Source organism: Streptomyces sp. NPDC020958 (assembly GCF_055562175.1).
In genome coordinates this window covers 41210-58498 of the sequence record NZ_JBVHFU010000004.1, presented here as the reverse complement: position 1 = coordinate 58498, position 17289 = coordinate 41210, and the positions used below count along the sequence as shown (strand labels likewise).

Sequence of the window (17289 nt, the reverse complement as noted above, 5' to 3'; positions counted from 1 at the left end):
GTGGAGAAGGCGTAATGTTCGAGGGCGTCGGCAAGGCGTTCGGCGGACATCGGCGAGCATCGTCAGGCATCGGTCAGGCGATGACAAAGCGGTCACAACCTCGGGAGAGAGACGGCAATGGACCACGGGACGGTCGGCAGCGCACAGTCGGGCCGGCTTCTGGTGGAGGTGCGAGAAGAGGGTTCCAGCGCCGTGGTGACTCCGGCTGGTGAGCTCGATCACCACACCGCGGATCTGTTGCGCGAGCCACTCGACGATCTCCTCGACAAGGGTTTCTCGCGCCTCGTCGTCGACTGCTCACGCCTTGAGTTCTGCGACTCGACCGGGCTGAACGTGCTGCTCGGCACCAGGCTGCGGGCCGAGGCGGCGGGCGGCGGGGTGCACCTCGCCTCGATGCAGCCCGTCGTCGCCCGGGTGTTCGAGATCACCGGGGCCGAGGCGGTCTTCACCGTCCACGACTCCGTGGCGGCGGCTCTGGCCGACGGGACCGACGGCAAGACCGACGACGAGGGCTGAGTCCCGACCCTGCCGTCCGGAACCGGGGGGTGTTCCCGCCGATCGGTCGGGCAGGAGTGATTCTGGATCTGTCGGCGCCCGGCCCGGGCACGCCCGGGTGGATCAGGCCGACAGGACCGTACGAACTGCAAGAACGCGAATTCTGAATCGTGAACCGGTGAAACGGTGAGGTGAAGCGCTGATGAGCACCACCCGGCCTTACCCGCCGGGCGACCGCGGCCCGGAGCCCAGCGGCGCTTCCGGGATGTCCGAGACGGCGGCGTCCGGTGTGCCGCCCGCCTCGTCGGGGGGTCGTCAGGTCCGCAGTGTGCGCCTCGAAGGGGAGAGCGGGGTGGTGCCGCTCGCCCGCGACTTCACCCGCGAGGCGCTGCACGCGTGGGGGTGGCTGCCGGCCGCCACCGCCGACCGCAGGGCCGCCGCGGAGGACGTGCTGCTCGTGGTGTCCGAGCTGGTCACCAACGCCTGTCTGCATGCCGAGGGGCCCGACGAGCTGTTCCTGTCCTGCGACAACAAGGTGATCCGGGTGGAGGTGTCGGACCGCGGGAACGGTCAGCCCGCGCCGCGTACCCCGCACCGCGCGGGGCGGCCCGGGGGGCACGGGATGTTCATCGTGCAGCGGCTGTGTCTCGACTGGGGGGTCGTACGGACGCCGGGGGCGGCCGGGAAGACCGTCTGGGCGGAACTCGGGGCGCCGGCGTAGGGAGCCCCGCTCCGTCGGCATCCCCACACTTCCGCCACTCCCTTTCTCTTCCCTCCTCTTGAGCCCCGGCGTACCTTGACGGCCCATCTGATATGCCGTCAGGAACGAGGTGGACCGTGCCGTCCTCCAAACGAACCGCCGCGCTCGCGTCCGCCGCCGCCCTGGCCGGCTCGGCCGTACTGCTCGCCGCCCCGGCCGCGCACGCCACCGTCGTCGACGTCGACTACCAGTGCCAGACGCCGATCGGCCAGAAGAGCGCGGTCTCCCCGATCGACATCAAGGGCGTCCGCAGCGGCAGCGGCTACTCGATCACCATGTCCTGGCAGAAGGGCGTCTCCTCCAGTCCCGTGGAACTCGGCAAGGGCGCGATGAGCCCGAGCGCCACCATCACGCTCGGCGGCGCCGAGACCGGGACCCTGAACGTCACCGGCCCCGCCAACCAGGCCGCGATCCCCGCCAACACCCCGATCAAGATCAGCGACCTGAGCGGCACCTACACCCCGAAGAAGTCCGGCAAGGTGACCTTCACCCCGGGCACGCTCGTCATCAAGGCGCTCGGTACGACGACGAAGTGCAACCCCACCAACAACCCCGGACCCGCCCTGACCCTGGACGTGACGGCGTCGGGCGGCGGTTCGAGCGGCGGTTCGAGTGGCGGTTCGAGCAGCTCCGGCTCCTCGTCCGGCGGCACGGGCACCGACTCCGGCGGCACCCTTCCGAAGACCGGCCCCGAGGACTCGTTCGTCGCGCTCGGCACCCTCGGCGGGACCGTGCTGCTCGCGGGCGCGGCCGGCACCCTCTGGCTGACCCGGCGGAACCAGACCGCACGCCGCTGACCCACCGGGTCCGACCGCTGGAGCCGCCCATGCCACCGACCCGCTCCGCACGCCCCACGTCCCTCATCCACCCCATCCGCTCCGGGCGCCCCGCGAGCCCCGTGCGCCCTGCCCGGATCGCCCTCCGGACTCTCGGGCTCGCTGGGACGGTGCTGCTCCTCGTCGCTCCGCGTGCGGTGGCGGTCGGGGGGTGGTCGGTCGGGCCCGGAGGCGGTGGGCGGCCCTCCTTCTACGCCGAGGGCGTCCCGGGGGCGGTCCTCCAGGACACCGTGTCGGTGACCAACTCCGGTCGGCATCCGGTGACGGTACGGCTGACCGGCACCGGGGTCCCGGTCACCCTCGCCGAGCGCAGCGTCCGCGTCCCCGCCCGCACCCGTGCCGACGTCCCCTTCACGGTGACCGTCCCGGCGGACGCGGCCCCCGGCGACCGCTCCGGCACCCTCGTCGCGAAAGACGCCGACGGCCGCACCGCCACCGTCCGCATCCGGCTGCGCGTCGGCGGCCCCGCCCTGACCGCCCTGACCGTCGAACACCTGGCCGTCCACGGCGACCGCATCACCTACGAGCTGGTCAACCGCGGTACGACCGCCCTCGTACCGAAGCTCGCGGTGCACGCCGACGGGATCTTCGGCCGGGTCCTCATGGACCGCGCCCCGCGCACCCTCCCGGTCCGCCTCGCCCCCGGCACCCGCACCGAACTGAGCGAGCCGTGGCCCGGCCGGCCCGCGCTGGACGCCGTCCACGTCCGGCTGACGGCGACGGCGGCCGGCGGCGCGCACGCCACGGCGAGCACCCGGGCCCACTTCGTGCCCTGGGGCGCGGTGGCGGGGACCGCGGCCGCGCTGACGGCGGCGGCCGCCGTGACCGTCGTACGACTGCGCGGGCGCCGTGTCGAACCGGTGGCCGAACCCCATTCCCCGGACGTCGAGTTGACGGGAGCAGCGAGGTGAGGGCGCGAGCGTTCCCGGTACTGGCGGCGGTGTTCGCGCTGCTGATGACCCCCCTGGCGGCGGCCGCCGCCGACGGGCCGGCCGTCAAGGTGTCCACGACGCAGGCGGGCACCGGCGGTTCCGTCACCGTCAGCGGCACCGGCTGGCGTCCGGGCACCCTGCTGATGATGCTCATCTGCGGCCAGGCCACCCCTGCCCGGGGCGTGATCGACGGCACCAACTCCTGTGCCAACTCCGCCGGACGGGCCGTCACCACTGACGCGGACGGCCGCTTCAGCAGGCAACTCCCGGTCGCCGAACCGCCGGTGCCCTGCCCCTGCGTCGTCCACGTGGCCACCGTGACCGGCGCCGCGGCCGACGCGGACGCCGCCTTCCAGGTCGCCGGACACGCCGTGAAGCCGCTGCCCGCCGCGACCACCGACGGCCGCCTCTCGATGCTCACCGACACCCGCCTGGAGGGCTCCTCCGGCCTGCTGACCTGGTTCGGCGCACCTCCCTCCCGCACCCTCGTCTTCACCATCGGCAACGCCGGGTCGGCCCCGCTCAAGGACCCCGTCTTCCAGGTGGGCACCGCCCACGGCCTGTTCGCGCCCCAGTGGGACGAGCAGCAGTGGCACGGCACCCTCGCGCCCGGTGAAAAGGCCCAGATCCGGCTGCCCTTCGAGCTCTCCGCGGGGGCGCACGGCGACTACACCGTCTCCCTGAGGTACGACGGCAAGACCCTCGCCGAACAGCCCTGGGGCGTCGGCCGCCCCTGGGGGGTGACCCTGTTCTGGCTCCTGCTCTGCGTGGTCGTACCGACCGCCGTCTTCCGCATCGGCATGGCCGTCGTGGACCGGGTACGACCGCCCCGCGGCCACCGGCCGGCACCACGCCCTGCCTTCCGCGTCCCCCGCCTGCGACGCGCGCCCGCGCCCGACCCCGGGCCCGCCACGACCTCGACCCTGCCGTGGTTCACCCCGGACGACGATCCGGGTGCGACGGCCGGTCGGCTCTCCGCACCGCACGACGACAACCCGGCGAGTCCCACGACTCCCACGCCACCCACGACTCCCACCACGAAAGGACCCACGTGAGCATGCGAAGGAGAGTGACACCGGTCAGAGCGGGCGCGGCGGCGGCCGCGCTGGTCCTCGGCGGGGCGGGTGTCCTGCTCGGCGCGGCCGCCGGTACCGCCCAGGCCGCCGAGGTGTCGTACGCGACGCACTGCGTTCCGCCCGCCGGGGTCGCCGACCCGATCGACGGGACCACGAAGGTCGGGATCACCGCGCCCGCCACCGCCAAGGTCGGCGACACGGTCGACGTCACCTGGAAGTTCGTTCAGGCCGCGTCCAAGAACCCGAACATCATCGACCTGCCCGCCGACACGGTCCAGCCGTCCGGCACCCTCAAGGCGGCCGGCGCCCAGAGCGCCGACATCGCGATGCAGGGACCGCGCAAGAACCCGGCGATCCCCAAGGGCGGCGACATGGTGCTGTCCGACATGACGGGCACGCTGAAACTGACGTCCCCCGGCGAGGTGACGCTCACCCCGGACGCGTACACGGTCAACGCGTACGGCACCAACACCGTGTGCACCCCTTCCGGGTCGGTCCCGAAGGCGGCGACGATCGAGGTGACCGGAACCGGTCCGACCGGCTCGGCGAGCCCGACGGACACCACGTCCGCCTCCCCCTCCGCCTCACCCTCCGGCCCGGCGAGCCCCTCCGACTCCGCGTCGGCGTCCGCGTCGGCCTCCGCGTCCGCGTCCGCCTCCGACGGCACGGGCAGCGGCCAGACCGACTTCACGGGCAAGGAGGTCGACATCCCCTACGCCTGCAAGACGCCCATCGGCGACAAGAGTGCGACCTCGCCGGTGCAGATCAACGCCAAGAAGGACGGCGGCGGTTTCGACCTCACCGTGCAGTTCAAGAAGTCGGTGATGGACAGCCCGGTGGACATCCCGGCGGACTCGGTGAAGCCGTCGATGGAGGTGGTCCTGGGCGGCGCCGACAAGGGCACGGTCCACGTGGAGGGCCCCACCAACTCCACCGCGATCAAGTCCGGCGCCCCCATCGAGATCCCGGACCTGACGGGCACGTACAAGCCGGGCGCGAGCGGTACGTCGACGCTGTCACCGGGCGTCCTGACGGTCCAGGCCCTCGGCACGACCACCACGTGCACACCGACGAAGACGCAGGTCTCGCTGACGTTGGACACGACGCAGCAGGCGAGCGGAGCGTCGGGCGGCACGTCGACCTCAGGCGGCTCATCGTCATCGAGCAGCGGCGGCCTGGCGGAGACCGGTGACAACAGCAATGGCGCACTGAAGGCGCTGGGTCTGGTGGCGGGAACGGCGATCCTGCTGGGCGGCGCGGTGTTCACCTTCATGCCAAAACGAAGGACGCGATGAGAAACCCAGGGGCGCGGGGAACTGCGCGCTCAGCCCCCACGAACCGTTAGTCGAAAACGTAAGAGGGCCACCGGAATCCAGAATCCCGGTGGCCCTCCGTCAGAAGACGATCAGTGAACGTCGCCCATCAGCTCGCGGACCTTCTTCCGGTACATCCACACGGCCGCACCGGCCAGCACCGCCAGCGCCGCCTGGAGCGCCACGATCCCCGTCTTGTTCAGGTCGACCCCGGCGATCGACAGCAACCCGGTCGTCGCGTCGCCCGCGGTCACCGCGAGGAACCACACACCCATCATCTGGGACGCGTACTTCGCCGGAGCCATCTTCGTCGTCACGGACAGACCCACCGGGGACAGCATCAGCTCACCCACGGTCTGGACGAAGTAGATCCCCACCAGCCACATCGCCGCGGCCTTGTGACCGCCGTCGGCGATCGACAGCGGCGCGAGGAACAGGAAGAACGACGCACCGATCAGCACCAGACCACCGGCGAACTTCACGGCGGTGCTCGGCTCCTTGCCCCGGCGGGCCAGCGCCAGCCACGCCCAGGCGAACACCGGCGCCAACGCCATGATCATGACCGGGTTGACGGACTGGTACCAGGAGACCGGGAAGTTCCAGCCGAAGATCGTGTTCTTCGCGGAGGCGTCGGCGAACAGGGAGACGGTCGAGCCACCCTGGTCGTAGATCATCCAGAAGACCGCGGCGGCCACGAAGAACCAGATGTACGCGCTCATCTTGGACTGCTCGGCGCGGTCCAGGTCCTTGTCCCGCTTGATGCGGGCGATGACGAACACCGGGATCAGCAGACCGGCGATCGTGATCGGGACCAGCAGCCAGTTCAGCGTGTAGACGCCGGAGACACCCACGACCAGGTAGAAGACCGCGGCGACGGCGGCCCAGAGGCCGGCCTTCGTCAACGTCGCCTTCTTCTCCGCGGCGGACAGCGGCGTCGGGACGATGTCCGAACGCGAGCTCAGGTGGCGGGTGCCCAGCAGGAACTGGGCGAGGCCCAGTGCCATGCCGACCGCGGCCAGCGCGAAGCCGAGGTGCCAGTTGTAGCTCTCGCCGACGGTGCCGATGACCAGCGGCGCGGCGAACGCGCCCAGGTTGATGCCGATGTAGAAGAGCGTGAAGCCACCGTCACGGCGCGGGTCGTCCGGGCCGTCGTACAGGTGGCCGACCATCGTGGAGATGTTGGCCTTCAGCAGACCGGAACCGATCGCGACCAGGCCGAGGCCCGCGAAGAACGTGCCGGCGCTGGGCAGCGCCAGCGTCAGGTGGCCGAGCATGATGACCGTACCCGCGACGGCGACCGTCTTGCGGGGGCCGAGGACGCGGTCGGCGAACCAGCCGCCCGGCAGGGCGAGCAGGTACACGAGCGACAGGTACACCGAGTAGATCGCCGTCGCCGTGGCCGCGCTCATGTGCAGGCCGCCGGGAGCGACCAGGTACAGCGGGAGCAGGGCCTTCATGCCGTAGTAGGAGAATCGCTCCCACATCTCGGTCATGAAGAGGGTGGCCAGTCCGCGGGGGTGGCCGAAGAAGGTCTTCTCGGAACCGGGGGTGCCCGGTCGGACCGAGTCCTTCGTCAGGCTGGACGCCATGGTCGTTCCTTGCTGGTCGGAGCGCGCGGCGGGGCTTTGCGCGCCCGTGGGGGGAGCGGCCGGCACCGGCGGGTCGGACCGTCCACCCCACGCCCGGGGGGAGCCCGTCCCGGGTCGCGGGGCGGCGGACGGCGACCACCGGGATCCACGCCCCGTGACGCTGCGTCGCGTCCGGGGCCCGGCCAGAGGTCATTCCTTTCGAGGCCGGATCGAACCGGCCCGCACACAAAAGAGACCTTCAGCGACGAGATGCCCGCCAAAGGTCCCCGGTGTACTACAGGCGTTCACTTCACTCTACGTCAGGACACTGCCGGATATGGAAGGACTTGAGACACGGATCACAGGTGTCGGGGGAACCTCAGGACGGGTTTCGAAGGTCCCTTCTACGATCGCACCCTTCACCCACAGGTTCGTACCACTGTGCCCCAAGGTAAGAATCCCGGGTGCCGATCACACTCCTTTACAGCGCGTGAGCGGTCTACCATCAGCTCATGACCCGTGTACTGCTCGCCGAGGACGACGCGTCCATCTCGGAGCCGCTGGCCCGCGCCCTGCGCCGGGAAGGTTACGAGGTCGAGGTGCGCGAGGACGGACCGACCGCGCTCGACGCCGGAATGCAGGGCGGCATCGATCTGGTCGTCCTGGACCTCGGGCTGCCCGGCATGGACGGCCTGGAGGTCGCGCGCCGGCTGCGGGCCGAGGGCCACGCCGTGCCGATCCTCATCCTGACCGCGCGGGCCGACGAGGTGGACACCGTCGTCGGTCTCGACGCGGGCGCCGACGACTACGTCACCAAGCCGTTCCGGCTCGCCGAACTGCTCGCCCGGGTGCGGGCGCTGCTGCGCAGGGGCGCCACGGAGCCCGCGCAGCCGCCGGCCACGCACGGTGTGCGCATCGACGTGGAGTCGCACCGGGCCTGGATGGGGGACGAGGAACTCCAGCTCACCGCCAAGGAGTTCGACCTGTTGCGGGTGCTGGTGCGGGACGCCGGCCGGGTGGTGACCAGGGACCAGCTGATGCGCGAGGTCTGGGACACGACGTGGTGGTCGTCCACCAAGACGCTCGACATGCACATCTCGTGGCTGCGCAAGAAGCTCGGCGACGACGCCGCGAACCCGCGGTACATCGCCACCGTGCGGGGCGTCGGGTTCCGTTTCGAGAAGAGCTAGGTCGGTCACGCCGCGCGCCCCCTCCCGGGGTGCTGATGTGGTCGTTTCCCGGAGAGTGCCGTGCGTCGTCGTCTGATCCAGTCCACCCTCGCCGTCGTACTCGTCGTCATCGCCGTGTTCGGCGTCTCTCTCGTGATCGTCGAGTCGCGGACCATCAGCAACAGCGCCCAGGAGCGCGTCGACTCCGAGGCGCTGCGGCTCGCCAGCATCGTGGACAGCCGGATCCTCGGGGACGAGGACGTGACCGCCGAGATACTGCGCAGCCAGGTCTCCAAGGAGCAGTACGCCGTCATCCGGATCCCGGGGAAGCCGGTGATCGAGCTCGGCACGAAGCCCGAGGGCGACGTCATCCACTTCACCGCCGACGGTGAGGAGGGCGAGACGGTCACCGTCCAGGAGCCGCGCTCCACGGTGACCCGGGAGGTCGGCCGTACGCTGCTGATCATCGCGGCGGTCGCGCTGCTCGCCGTGATCGCCGCCGTGCTGCTGGCCATCCGGCAGGCCAACCGGCTCGCCTCCCCGCTCACCGACCTCGCGGAGACCGCGGAGCGGCTGGGCTCCGGCGACCCGCGGCCCCGCCACAAGCGGTACGGCGTTCCCGAGCTGGACCGGGTCGCCGACGTCCTGGACTCCTCCGCCGAGCGGATCGGGCGGATGCTCACCGCCGAGCGGCGGCTCGCCGCCGACGCCTCCCACCAGCTGCGCACCCCGCTCACCGCGCTGTCCATGCGCCTCGAGGAGATCACCCTCACGGATGACCCGGACATCGTGAAGGAGGAGGCGAACGTGGCGCTCACGCAGGTCGAGCGGCTCACGGACGTCGTCGAGCGGCTGCTGACGAACTCCCGCGACCCGCGCACCGGCTCCGCCGTCTCCTTCGACCTGGACGAGGTCATCCAGCAGCAGCTCGCCGAGTGGCGGCCCGCCTACCGCGGGGTGGGCCGGGCGATCGTCAGCTCGGGCAAACGGCATCTGCGGGCCGTGGGGACGCCGGGTGCGGTGGCGCAGGTGCTGGCCGCGCTGATCGAGAACTCGCTGATGCACGGCGGCGGCACGGTCGCGCTGCGCACCCGGGTCACCGGCAACCAGGCCGTGGTCGAGGTGACCGACGAGGGTTCCGGGGTCCCCGCCGACCTCGGCAACCGGATCTTCGAGCGGACCATCAGCGGCCGCAACTCCACCGGGATCGGGCTGGCCGTCGCCCGCGACCTCGCCGAGGCGGACGGCGGCCGCCTCGAACTGCTCCAGGCCCAGCCCCCGGTGTTCGGCCTGTTCCTCTCCCGAACCCCACCCCAGCACAAACCCGACGACGGCCTCCCGACGGTCCGCTAGCGGACCCGTTGCCTGGGGTTCCGTGAGTCGGCGGCTTGCTCCAGGATGGCCTCCGCGTCCGCGACCGTCTCCCGGGCCGGCAGCGTCTTGAACACCCAGCTGCGGTACGACCAGAAGCGGAACAACGTCGCCACGCCGATGCCGACGAACTTGAAGACGTTGCTCTGCAGCGGGCTGTCCCAGCCGAACCCGTAGGTCGCCAGGTACAGCACACCGTTCTCGATCACCAGACCGACCGCGCTGAACAGCAGGAACAGTGTGAGTTCCCGGGTGCGGCCGCCCTTGTCACGGTCCCGGTACGTCCAGTAGCGGAAGCCCAGGTAGTTGAAGACGATGGCGACGACGGTGGCTATGACACTCGCACGCACCACCGGCAGCTCGGTGACGTGCCGGACCAGGTTGAAGACGCCGAGATTGACGAGAATTCCGGCCCCGCCGACGGCGCCGAACTTGGCGACCTCTCGTACGAGCCGTTGCAGCCCCGAGGAACGACGTTCCATGGTTGTGCGGGCTCCCGTCCGTAGGTGTTGGCGACCCAGCCATGCTAACGACCCCGGGTGGTCCGTGCCTGTGGATGGCGACACAGCTGGGGAACGGCTTGGGAAGAAGACCGGAAAACCGGGGCAAGAGGCGGCGAAGCGGCGGGTAAGAGCGCCGGTCGGGGGCGTGCGATCCGGCCACCCCGGCGCGGCCGATACCCTGAGGGTGTGACGTTCCCGGTAGTAGGCATGGTCGGCGGGGGGCAGCTCGCGCGTATGACGCACGAGGCGGGCATCCCGCTGGGCATCAGGTTCAAGCTCCTCAGTGACACCCCTCAGGACTCGGCGGCCCAGGTGGTGAGCGATGTCGTCGTCGGCGACTACCGCGACCTGGACACGCTGCGTGAGTTCGCGCGCGGCTGCGACGTGATCACCTTCGATCACGAGCACGTCCCCACCGAGCACCTGCGGGCCCTGGAGGCGGACGGCATCCCCGTGCGCCCCGGCCCCGACGCGCTGGTGCACGCCCAGGACAAGGGCGTGATGCGGGCGAAGCTCACCGAGATCGGCGTGCCGTGCCCACGGCACCGGATCGTGGCCGACCAGGAGGACGTGGTCCGGTTCGCGGCCGAGGGCGACGGCTTCCCCGTCGTCCTCAAGACGGTCCGCGGCGGCTACGACGGCAAGGGCGTGTGGGTCGTGGAGACGGCCGAGGAGGCCGCCGACCCGTTCCGGGCCGGCGTGCCGGTCCTCGCCGAGGAGAAGGTCGACTACGTCCGCGAGCTCGCCGCCAACGTCGTACGCTCCCCGCACGGCCAGGCCGTCGCCTACCCGGTGGTCGAGTCCCAGCAGGTGAACGGCGTCTGCGACACGGTGATCGCCCCCGCCCCCGACCTGGACGAGGACCTCGCGCTGCGGGCCGAGGAGATGGCCCTGACCATCGCCAAGGAACTCGGTGTCGTCGGTCACCTGGCCGTGGAGCTGTTCCAGACCCGCGACGGCCGCATCCTCGTCAACGAACTGGCGATGCGCCCCCACAACTCCGGGCACTGGACCCAGGACGGCGCGATCACCTCCCAGTTCGCCAATCACGTCCGCGCGGTCCTGGACCTGCCCCTGGGCGACCCGCGTCCGCGCGCGCAGTGGACCGTCATGGTCAACGTCCTGGGCGGCGACTACCCCGACATGTACTCCGCGTACCTGCACTGCATGGCCCGCGACCCCAAACTGAAGATCCACATGTACGGCAAGGACGTGAAGCCCGGCCGCAAGGTCGGCCACGTCAACACCTACGGCGACGACCTGGACGACGTACTCGACCGCGCACGTCACGCAGCCGGCTACCTGAGAGGCACGATCACCGAATGAGCCCCGTTGTTGGCATCGTGATGGGTTCCGACTCCGACTGGCCCGTCATGGAGGCCGCCGCCAAGGCCCTGGACGAGTTCGAGATCGGGTACGAGGTCGATGTCGTCTCCGCGCACCGCATGCCGCGCGAGATGATCACGTACGGTGAGCGGGCCGCCGACCGCGGGCTGAAGGTGATCATCGCGGGCGCCGGGGGAGCGGCACACCTCCCGGGCATGCTCGCCTCGGTCACGCCCCTCCCGGTCATCGGCGTGCCGGTCCCGCTGAAGTACCTCGACGGCATGGACTCCCTGCTCTCCATCGTGCAGATGCCGGCGGGTGTCCCGGTCGCCACCGTCTCCGTCGCCGGCGCCCGCAACGCCGGTCTGCTGGCCGCCCGCATCCTCGCCGCGCACGACGAGGACCTCCTGCAGCGGATGCGCGAGTTCCAGCAGGACCTCAACGACCAGGCGACGGAGAAGGGCAAGCGCCTGCGGTCCAAGGTCGAGGGCACGGCCGGCTTCGGCTTCGGCAAGTAGGACTCCGGGAAGCAATACGCAATGACCTCTCTCGACGAAGCCCGGTCCCTGCTGCGCGAGTTCCCGGTCGTCGACGGCCACAACGACCTGCCGTACGCACTGCGCGAGCAGGTCCGCTACGACCTCGACGCCCGCGACATCGCCACCCACCAGAACGCCCACCTGCACACCGACATCCCGCGCCTGCGCGAGGGCGGGGTCGGCGCGCAGTACTGGTCGGTGTACGTCCGCTCGGACCTGCCGGGCGCGGTCCCGGCGACCCTCGAACAGATCGACTGCGTCCGGCAGTTGATCGCCCGTTACCCCGCCGACCTGCGGGCCGCGCTGACCGCCGCGGACATGGAGGCGGCGCGCGCGGAAGGCCGTATCGCGTCCCTCATGGGCGCGGAGGGCGGCCACTCGATCGACAACTCGCTGGGCACCCTGCGCGGTCTGTACGAGCTGGGCGTGCGCTACATGACGCTCACCCACAACGACAACAACGACTGGGCGGACTCGGCGACCGACGAGCCGAACGTCGGCGGCCTGTCCGCGTTCGGCCGTGAGGTGGTCCGGGAGATGAACCGCCTGGGCATGCTGGTGGACCTCTCCCACGTCGCGGCCACGACGATGCGCGCGGCCCTGGACACGACCACCGCCCCGGTGATCTTCTCCCACTCCTCCGCCCGGGCCGTCTGCGACCACCCCCGCAACATCCCGGACGACGTCCTCGAACGCCTCCCCGCCAACGGCGGCATGGCGATGGTGACGTTCGTGCCGAAGTTCGTGCTCCAGGCGGCGGTCGACTGGACGTCGGCGGCCGACGACAACATGCGCGCCCACGGCTTCCACCACCTCGACACCACCGAGGCGGCGATGAAGGTGCACCGCGCCTTCGAGGAGAGCAACCCCCGCCCGGTCGCGACCACCGCCACGGTCGCCGACCACCTCGACCACATGCGCGAGGTCGCCGGCATCGACCACCTCGGCATCGGCGGAGACTACGACGGCACGGCCTTCACCCCCGACGGCCTGAACGACGTCTCCGGCTACCCCAACCTCCTCGCCGAACTCCTCGACCGCGGCTGGTCCACGTCCGACCTGGCCAAGCTGACCTGGCAGAACGCGGTCCGCGTGCTCGGCGCGGCAGAGGACGTGGCCCGCGATCTCCAGGCGACCCGCGGTCCCTCCCACGCCACGATCGAGTCCCTGGACGGCTGACCCCCGGCCCGGCTCGCGGCGGCTCACGCCCGGCGGGGACGGCGCGGCCCCGGCCCCGCACGCCCCCGTACGGGTGCCGCGGCGGCGATACCCCGAACGCCCCGTCCACCAGGAACCCTTCCGGCCGGGCGTGCGACGGTGGACTACAGCCCCTTCACGACGTAGCCCACGACGACGTACGGAGCCCCCATGGCCGACCTCCAGAACGACGTCCCCGCCGCGACCGAGGTCGGTCGGGGCGACTGGCTCCCGGACGATCCGTTCCCGGCGGAGACCGACCGCGAACTCCTGGGACGGGCGCACGCCCTGCTGGCCGAGCACCCGGTCGCGGACGGCTACAGCGGGCTGCCGCGGGCACTGGAACCACTGCCCTGGTACGACCTGGAGCTGGGCGAGGCCGCCGTGGACACGGACGTGCCCCGGCTGCGCGAAGGGCACGTCGGCGCCCTGTTCTGGTCGTTGCAGGTGGCGCCGGACGAGCGGGCCGTGGGCGCCACGCTGGAGCAGCTGGACCTGGCCCGCCGGGTCGTCGAGGCACATCCGGAGGGCCTGCGGATGGTGCGCTCCGCCGGGCAGATCATCGACGCCCGGCACTGCGGCCGGGTCGCCGTGGTGCTCGGGCCGGCCTCCGCCGCCGCCGTCGACGACTCCCTCGGCATCCTGCGGGTCCTGCACTCCCTCGGCCTGCGCGTGCTCTCCCTCGCGGGCGCCGACTGGGCGGGTGAGGAGGGGCTGACCCGGTTCGGCGAGGAGGTGGTGCGGGAGATGAACCGGCTCGGGGTGCTCGCCGACCTGTCCGGTGCCCCGGAGGCCGCCCTCGCCCGGGTGCTCGCCCTCTCCAAGACACCGGTCCTGTGCACCCGCTCCGCGGCCGCGGCGGTACGCCCGCACCCCGCCAACCTCTCCGACGACCTGCTCGTGCGGCTGGGGGAGCACAAGGGTGTGTGCATGGTGCCGCTGACCGCCGAGCAGACCGGGCCGACGCTCCCGGACGTCGCCGACCACCTCGACCACCTCCGGGTGGTGGCCGGCCCCGAGTGCGTCGCCCTGTCCGGCACCTACGACTCGGGCGCCGCCCACCCCCGCGACCTCGCCGACACCTCGTGCTACCCCCGGCTGATCGCCGAACTGCTCGGACGCGGCTGGTCCGAGCCGGAACTGGCCCTGCTGACCTGGGGAAACGTCCAGCGGGCCCTACGCAGCGCCGACTTCACAGCCCGCGCGTCGCAACGCCGCCGGGACCCGAACCAGCCCCGCCCGACCGACCCGGAGGAGTGACCGACCACGCCGGGCGGCCGACGGACCGCGTCCCCGGTCAGTCGATGCGGCAGAGGCAGAACGGGTGTCCGGCCGGGTCGGCGTACACCCGGAAGTCCTCGGCTTCGGGATCCTCCTCCCCCCTCAGCAGCCGGGCCCCGAGCGCCAGCACCTGCTTCTCGGCCGCGTCGACGTCCTCCCACGTCGGCCCCGCGTCGAAGTCGAGGTGGAACTGCTGGGAGTCGCGGTCGGCGCGCGGCCACTGCGGCGGGGTGTACTCCTCGGCCCGCTGGAAGCACAGCCGCAGCCCGTCCGGCAGCTTCAGCACCACCCAGTCGCCCTCCGCCGCCGCCGGGGAGCCGCCGGCCACGGCCGCGTAGAACTCGGCCAGGGCGAGCGGGTCGGGACAGTCGATCACTACGTTGCGCAGTCGGGCGATGGACGCCATGGGTCCGCCTCTCTCTTATCTCAGCAGGCGCAGAGGCAGAACGGGTGCCCCGCCGGGTCGGCGTACACCCGGAAACTGCGGGTCCGGTCCGTCGCGTCCAGCGGCTTCGCGCCCAGCTCCAGCACCCCCTTCTCGGCCGCGTCCAGGTCCGGCACCACCAGGTCCAGGTGGAACTGCTGCGAGTCGTCGGGCGCGGGCCACTTCGGCGGCACGTGACCGGGCGCCTTCTGGAACGCCAGCGCCTGCCCGCCGGGCACCTTCAGGTCCACCCAGTCGCCCTCTCCCTCCACGCTTCCGCCCAGCACCCCGGCGTAGAAACCGGCGAGCGCGGCGGGGTCGGGACAGTCCAGGACGACGACACCGAGCTTGGCGAGAGCCATGACTTCCTCCTTGGGTCCGAGTTACCTGTAATGGCGGGTAACCAGTAACGGTTACCGCATGCTCCCGCAGTGGAGGTAACGTCGCAAGGAGATTGCGGAGGTGACGCGCGGGGATGAGTGGAAGATCGCCGGCGCCGGGCGGCCTGGCCCTGGTGGAGTCCCTGGTGAACACCCTGGACCTGGAGTCCGGCGCCGACGCCCTGGACACGCCGGACGGCAGGGCGGGCCTCGGCATCACGGAGGCCGAGCTCGCGGCCGCCCGCACCCTGCGCGAGTCCCTGCGCGCCACGCTCCTCGCCCACGCCGGCCACCCGCCGCACCGCGAGGTCACCCCGCTGGGCGACCTGCTGGCCGCCGCCCCCCTCCACGTCGCCGTGGACCCCGCGGACGGCTCGGCGACCCTCGCCCCCGCCGACTCCGGCCCCCTGGTCTCCCGGGTGGCCGCAGCGGTCGCCGACGCCCTGGTCGAGGGCACCTGGACCCGGCTCAAGGCGTGCGAGGACGACACCTGCCACTGGGCGTACTACGACCGCAGCCCGGCCGGACGTGGCCGCTGGTGCTCCATGCAGGTGTGCGGGTCGCGCGCGAAGATGCGCCGCTACCGGGCCAAGGACCGGTAACGCACAGCCGGTTCACCGCTCACGCCCGTGCCGCGTGGTGCAGAATGCAACAAGACACCGGTTCGGCCGACTGAGCCTCGGCCGAACCGGTGTCGTCCGCTGTGAACACCGTGCGCGGGTCCGCACCCGCCGTACTACGCCGTGGGACGTCCCATGGCGCGGTACGTCCACCCGGCCCGCCGCCAGACCTCCGGGTCCAGCGCGTTCCGCCCGTCCAGGATCACCTTCGCCGCGGTCACCTCCCCCAGCACCGCCGGATCCAGCTCCCGGAACTCCCGCCATTCGGTCAGGTGCAGCACGACATGCGCCCCCCGCACGGCCTCCAGCGCGGACTCCGCATACCCCAGCGTCGGAAACAGCTTCCGCGCGTTCCTCATCCCCTTCGGGTCGTACACCGTCACCTGGCCGCCCTGCAGATGGATCTGCCCCGCCACGTTCAGCGCGGGCGAGTCCCGTACGTCGTCCGAGTCCGGCTTGAAGGCCGCGCCCAGCACCGCGACCCGCTTCCCGAGGAACGACCCCCCGCCCAGCGCCTCCCGGGCCATCTCGACCATCTGCCCGCGGCGCCGCATGTTGATGGAGTCGATCTCGCGCAGGAAGGTCAGCGCCTGGTCGGCGCCGAGCTCACCGGCCCGGGCCATGAAGGCGCGGATGTCCTTCGGCAGGCACCCGCCGCCGAACCCGATCCCGGCCCGCAGGAACTTCTTCCCGATCCGGTCGTCGTACCCGATCGCCTCCGCCAGCTTCACCACGTCACCGCCGCCGGCCTCACAGACCTCCGCCATCGCGTTGATGAAGGAGATCTTCGTGGCGAGGAAGGAGTTCGCCGAGGTCTTCACCAGCTCGGCGGTCGGGAAGTCCGTCACCACGAACGGTGTGCCCTCGCCCACCGGCGTCGCGTACACCTCGCGCAGCAGCTTCTCCGCGCGCTCGCTGCGCACACCCACCACGACCCGGTCCGGGTGCAGGGTGTCCTGCACGGCGAAGCCCTCGCGCAGGAACTCCGGGTTCCAGGCCAGTTCGGCATCGGCGCCGGCGGGCGCGTTCTCGGCGAGGTACGCGGCGAGCCGGTCCGCCGAGCCGACGGGCACCGTCGACTTGCCGACGACCAGCGCGGGCCCGGTGAGATGCGGGGCGAGCGAGGCGATCGCGGAGTCGACGTACGACATGTCGCACGCGTACTCGCCGTGCTTCTGCGGTGTGTTCACACAGACGAAGTGGACGTCGCCGAAGGCGCCGACCTCGGCCCAGTCGGTGGTGAAGCGCAGCCGCCCGGTGGAGCCCTCGAACCCGGCCACGTGCCGGCGCAGCAACTCGTCGAGCCCCGGTTCGTACATCGGGGTCTCGCCGCGCTCCAGCATCGCGATCTTCTCGGGTACGACGTCCAGTCCGAGCACCTCGAAGCCCAGCTCGGCCATGGCCGCGGCATGGGTGGCGCCGAGATAGCCGGTGCCGATCACGGTGATCTTGAGGCTCATTGATGCTCCAGCTCGGGGACGTGGGTGCGGGCTGCGGCC

The 17289-nt window shown here is 71.5% G+C and carries 18 protein-coding genes; 13 read left to right on the top strand and 5 right to left on the bottom strand.

Annotated features, from left to right (window positions below):
* Positions 1-117 precede the first annotated feature (117 nt).
* The 6 genes from ACZ3KP_RS14115 to ACZ3KP_RS14090 all read left to right on the top strand — a co-directional run bounded on the left by ACZ3KP_RS14115 (position 118) and on the right by ACZ3KP_RS14090 (position 5394).
* Positions 118-516, top strand: coding sequence for an STAS domain-containing protein (locus tag ACZ3KP_RS14115; protein WP_467499379.1), 399 nt, complete (start codon positions 118-120; stop codon positions 514-516).
* A gap of 181 nt (positions 517-697) precedes the next feature.
* Positions 698-1216: an ATP-binding protein gene (locus ACZ3KP_RS14110; RefSeq protein WP_467499377.1), complete on the top strand. Its 519-nt coding sequence runs from the start codon at positions 698-700 to the stop codon at positions 1214-1216.
* A 116-nt stretch (positions 1217-1332) separates the two neighbouring features.
* Complete coding sequence (locus ACZ3KP_RS14105; RefSeq protein ID WP_467499375.1) at positions 1333-2052, top strand: LPXTG cell wall anchor domain-containing protein; 720 nt, start codon at positions 1333-1335, stop codon at positions 2050-2052.
* 29 nt (positions 2053-2081) lie between these two features.
* Positions 2082-3002 carry a COG1470 family protein gene (locus ACZ3KP_RS14100; RefSeq protein WP_467499373.1) on the top strand — a complete coding sequence of 307 codons (921 nt, stop codon included), beginning with the start codon at positions 2082-2084 and terminating at the stop codon, positions 3000-3002.
* A gap of 44 nt (positions 3003-3046) precedes the next feature.
* Positions 3047-4078: a hypothetical protein gene (locus tag ACZ3KP_RS14095; RefSeq protein WP_467500251.1), complete on the top strand. Its 1032-nt coding sequence runs from the start codon at positions 3047-3049 to the stop codon at positions 4076-4078.
* A gap of 2 nt (positions 4079-4080) precedes the next feature.
* Positions 4081-5394, top strand: a complete 1314-nt coding sequence (locus ACZ3KP_RS14090) for a hypothetical protein (protein WP_467499371.1) — start codon at positions 4081-4083, stop codon at positions 5392-5394.
* A gap of 110 nt (positions 5395-5504) precedes the next feature.
* Here ACZ3KP_RS14090 and ACZ3KP_RS14085 read toward each other — a convergent pair whose 3' ends face one another.
* Positions 5505-7001 carry an oligopeptide:H+ symporter gene (locus ACZ3KP_RS14085; RefSeq protein WP_467499369.1) on the bottom strand — a complete coding sequence of 499 codons (1497 nt, stop codon included), beginning with the start codon at positions 6999-7001 and terminating at the stop codon, positions 5505-5507.
* Between the two features lie 491 nt (positions 7002-7492).
* Here ACZ3KP_RS14085 and ACZ3KP_RS14080 point away from each other — a divergent pair, with 491 nt between their 5' ends.
* Complete coding sequence (locus ACZ3KP_RS14080; protein WP_132893872.1) at positions 7493-8170, top strand: response regulator transcription factor; 678 nt, start codon at positions 7493-7495, stop codon at positions 8168-8170.
* A 60-nt stretch (positions 8171-8230) separates the two neighbouring features.
* Positions 8231-9502, top strand: a complete 1272-nt coding sequence (locus tag ACZ3KP_RS14075) for an ATP-binding protein (protein WP_467499366.1) — start codon at positions 8231-8233, stop codon at positions 9500-9502.
* Here ACZ3KP_RS14075 and ACZ3KP_RS14070 read toward each other — a convergent pair.
* Positions 9499-10002 carry a GtrA family protein gene (locus ACZ3KP_RS14070; RefSeq protein WP_467499364.1) on the bottom strand — a complete coding sequence of 168 codons (504 nt, stop codon included), beginning with the start codon at positions 10000-10002 and terminating at the stop codon, positions 9499-9501. The genes ACZ3KP_RS14075 and ACZ3KP_RS14070 overlap by 4 nt on opposite strands.
* A gap of 207 nt (positions 10003-10209) precedes the next feature.
* Here ACZ3KP_RS14070 and ACZ3KP_RS14065 point away from each other — a divergent pair, with 207 nt between their 5' ends.
* The 4 genes from ACZ3KP_RS14065 to ACZ3KP_RS14050 all read left to right on the top strand — a co-directional run bounded on the left by ACZ3KP_RS14065 (position 10210) and on the right by ACZ3KP_RS14050 (position 14345).
* Positions 10210-11349, top strand: a complete 1140-nt coding sequence (locus tag ACZ3KP_RS14065; RefSeq protein WP_467499362.1) for a 5-(carboxyamino)imidazole ribonucleotide synthase — start codon at positions 10210-10212, stop codon at positions 11347-11349.
* Positions 11346-11867 carry a 5-(carboxyamino)imidazole ribonucleotide mutase gene (gene purE / locus ACZ3KP_RS14060; protein WP_467499360.1) on the top strand — a complete coding sequence of 174 codons (522 nt, stop codon included), beginning with the start codon at positions 11346-11348 and terminating at the stop codon, positions 11865-11867. Before ACZ3KP_RS14065 ends, purE begins: the two co-directional genes overlap by 4 nt.
* Before the next feature lie 21 nt (positions 11868-11888).
* Positions 11889-13067 (top strand): dipeptidase, encoded by a 1179-nt coding sequence (locus ACZ3KP_RS14055; RefSeq protein WP_467499358.1) that lies wholly within the window; start codon positions 11889-11891, stop codon positions 13065-13067.
* 189 nt (positions 13068-13256) lie between these two features.
* Positions 13257-14345 (top strand): dipeptidase, encoded by a 1089-nt coding sequence (locus tag ACZ3KP_RS14050; RefSeq protein ID WP_467499356.1) that lies wholly within the window; start codon positions 13257-13259, stop codon positions 14343-14345.
* 37 nt (positions 14346-14382) lie between these two features.
* Here the strand turns inward: ACZ3KP_RS14050 and ACZ3KP_RS14045 are convergent, their stop codons facing one another.
* Entirely contained in the window at positions 14383-14772 is a 390-nt protein-coding gene (locus ACZ3KP_RS14045; protein WP_467499354.1) for a VOC family protein, read from the bottom strand.
* Between the two features lie 20 nt (positions 14773-14792).
* A complete protein-coding gene (locus ACZ3KP_RS14040) occupies positions 14793-15152 on the bottom strand; it encodes a VOC family protein (RefSeq protein ID WP_358977233.1) in 360 nt (119 codons plus the stop codon).
* 113 nt (positions 15153-15265) lie between these two features.
* Between ACZ3KP_RS14040 and ACZ3KP_RS14035 the strand changes: the two genes are divergently transcribed.
* Positions 15266-15772 carry a CGNR zinc finger domain-containing protein gene (locus ACZ3KP_RS14035; RefSeq protein ID WP_467499351.1) on the top strand — a complete coding sequence of 169 codons (507 nt, stop codon included), beginning with the start codon at positions 15266-15268 and terminating at the stop codon, positions 15770-15772.
* 134 nt (positions 15773-15906) lie between these two features.
* On the opposite strand, the gene ACZ3KP_RS14030 is transcribed toward ACZ3KP_RS14035, so the two are convergent.
* Entirely contained in the window at positions 15907-17250 is a 1344-nt protein-coding gene (locus tag ACZ3KP_RS14030) for a UDP-glucose dehydrogenase family protein (protein ID WP_467499349.1), read from the bottom strand.
* Between the last annotated feature and the right edge of the window lie 39 nt (positions 17251-17289).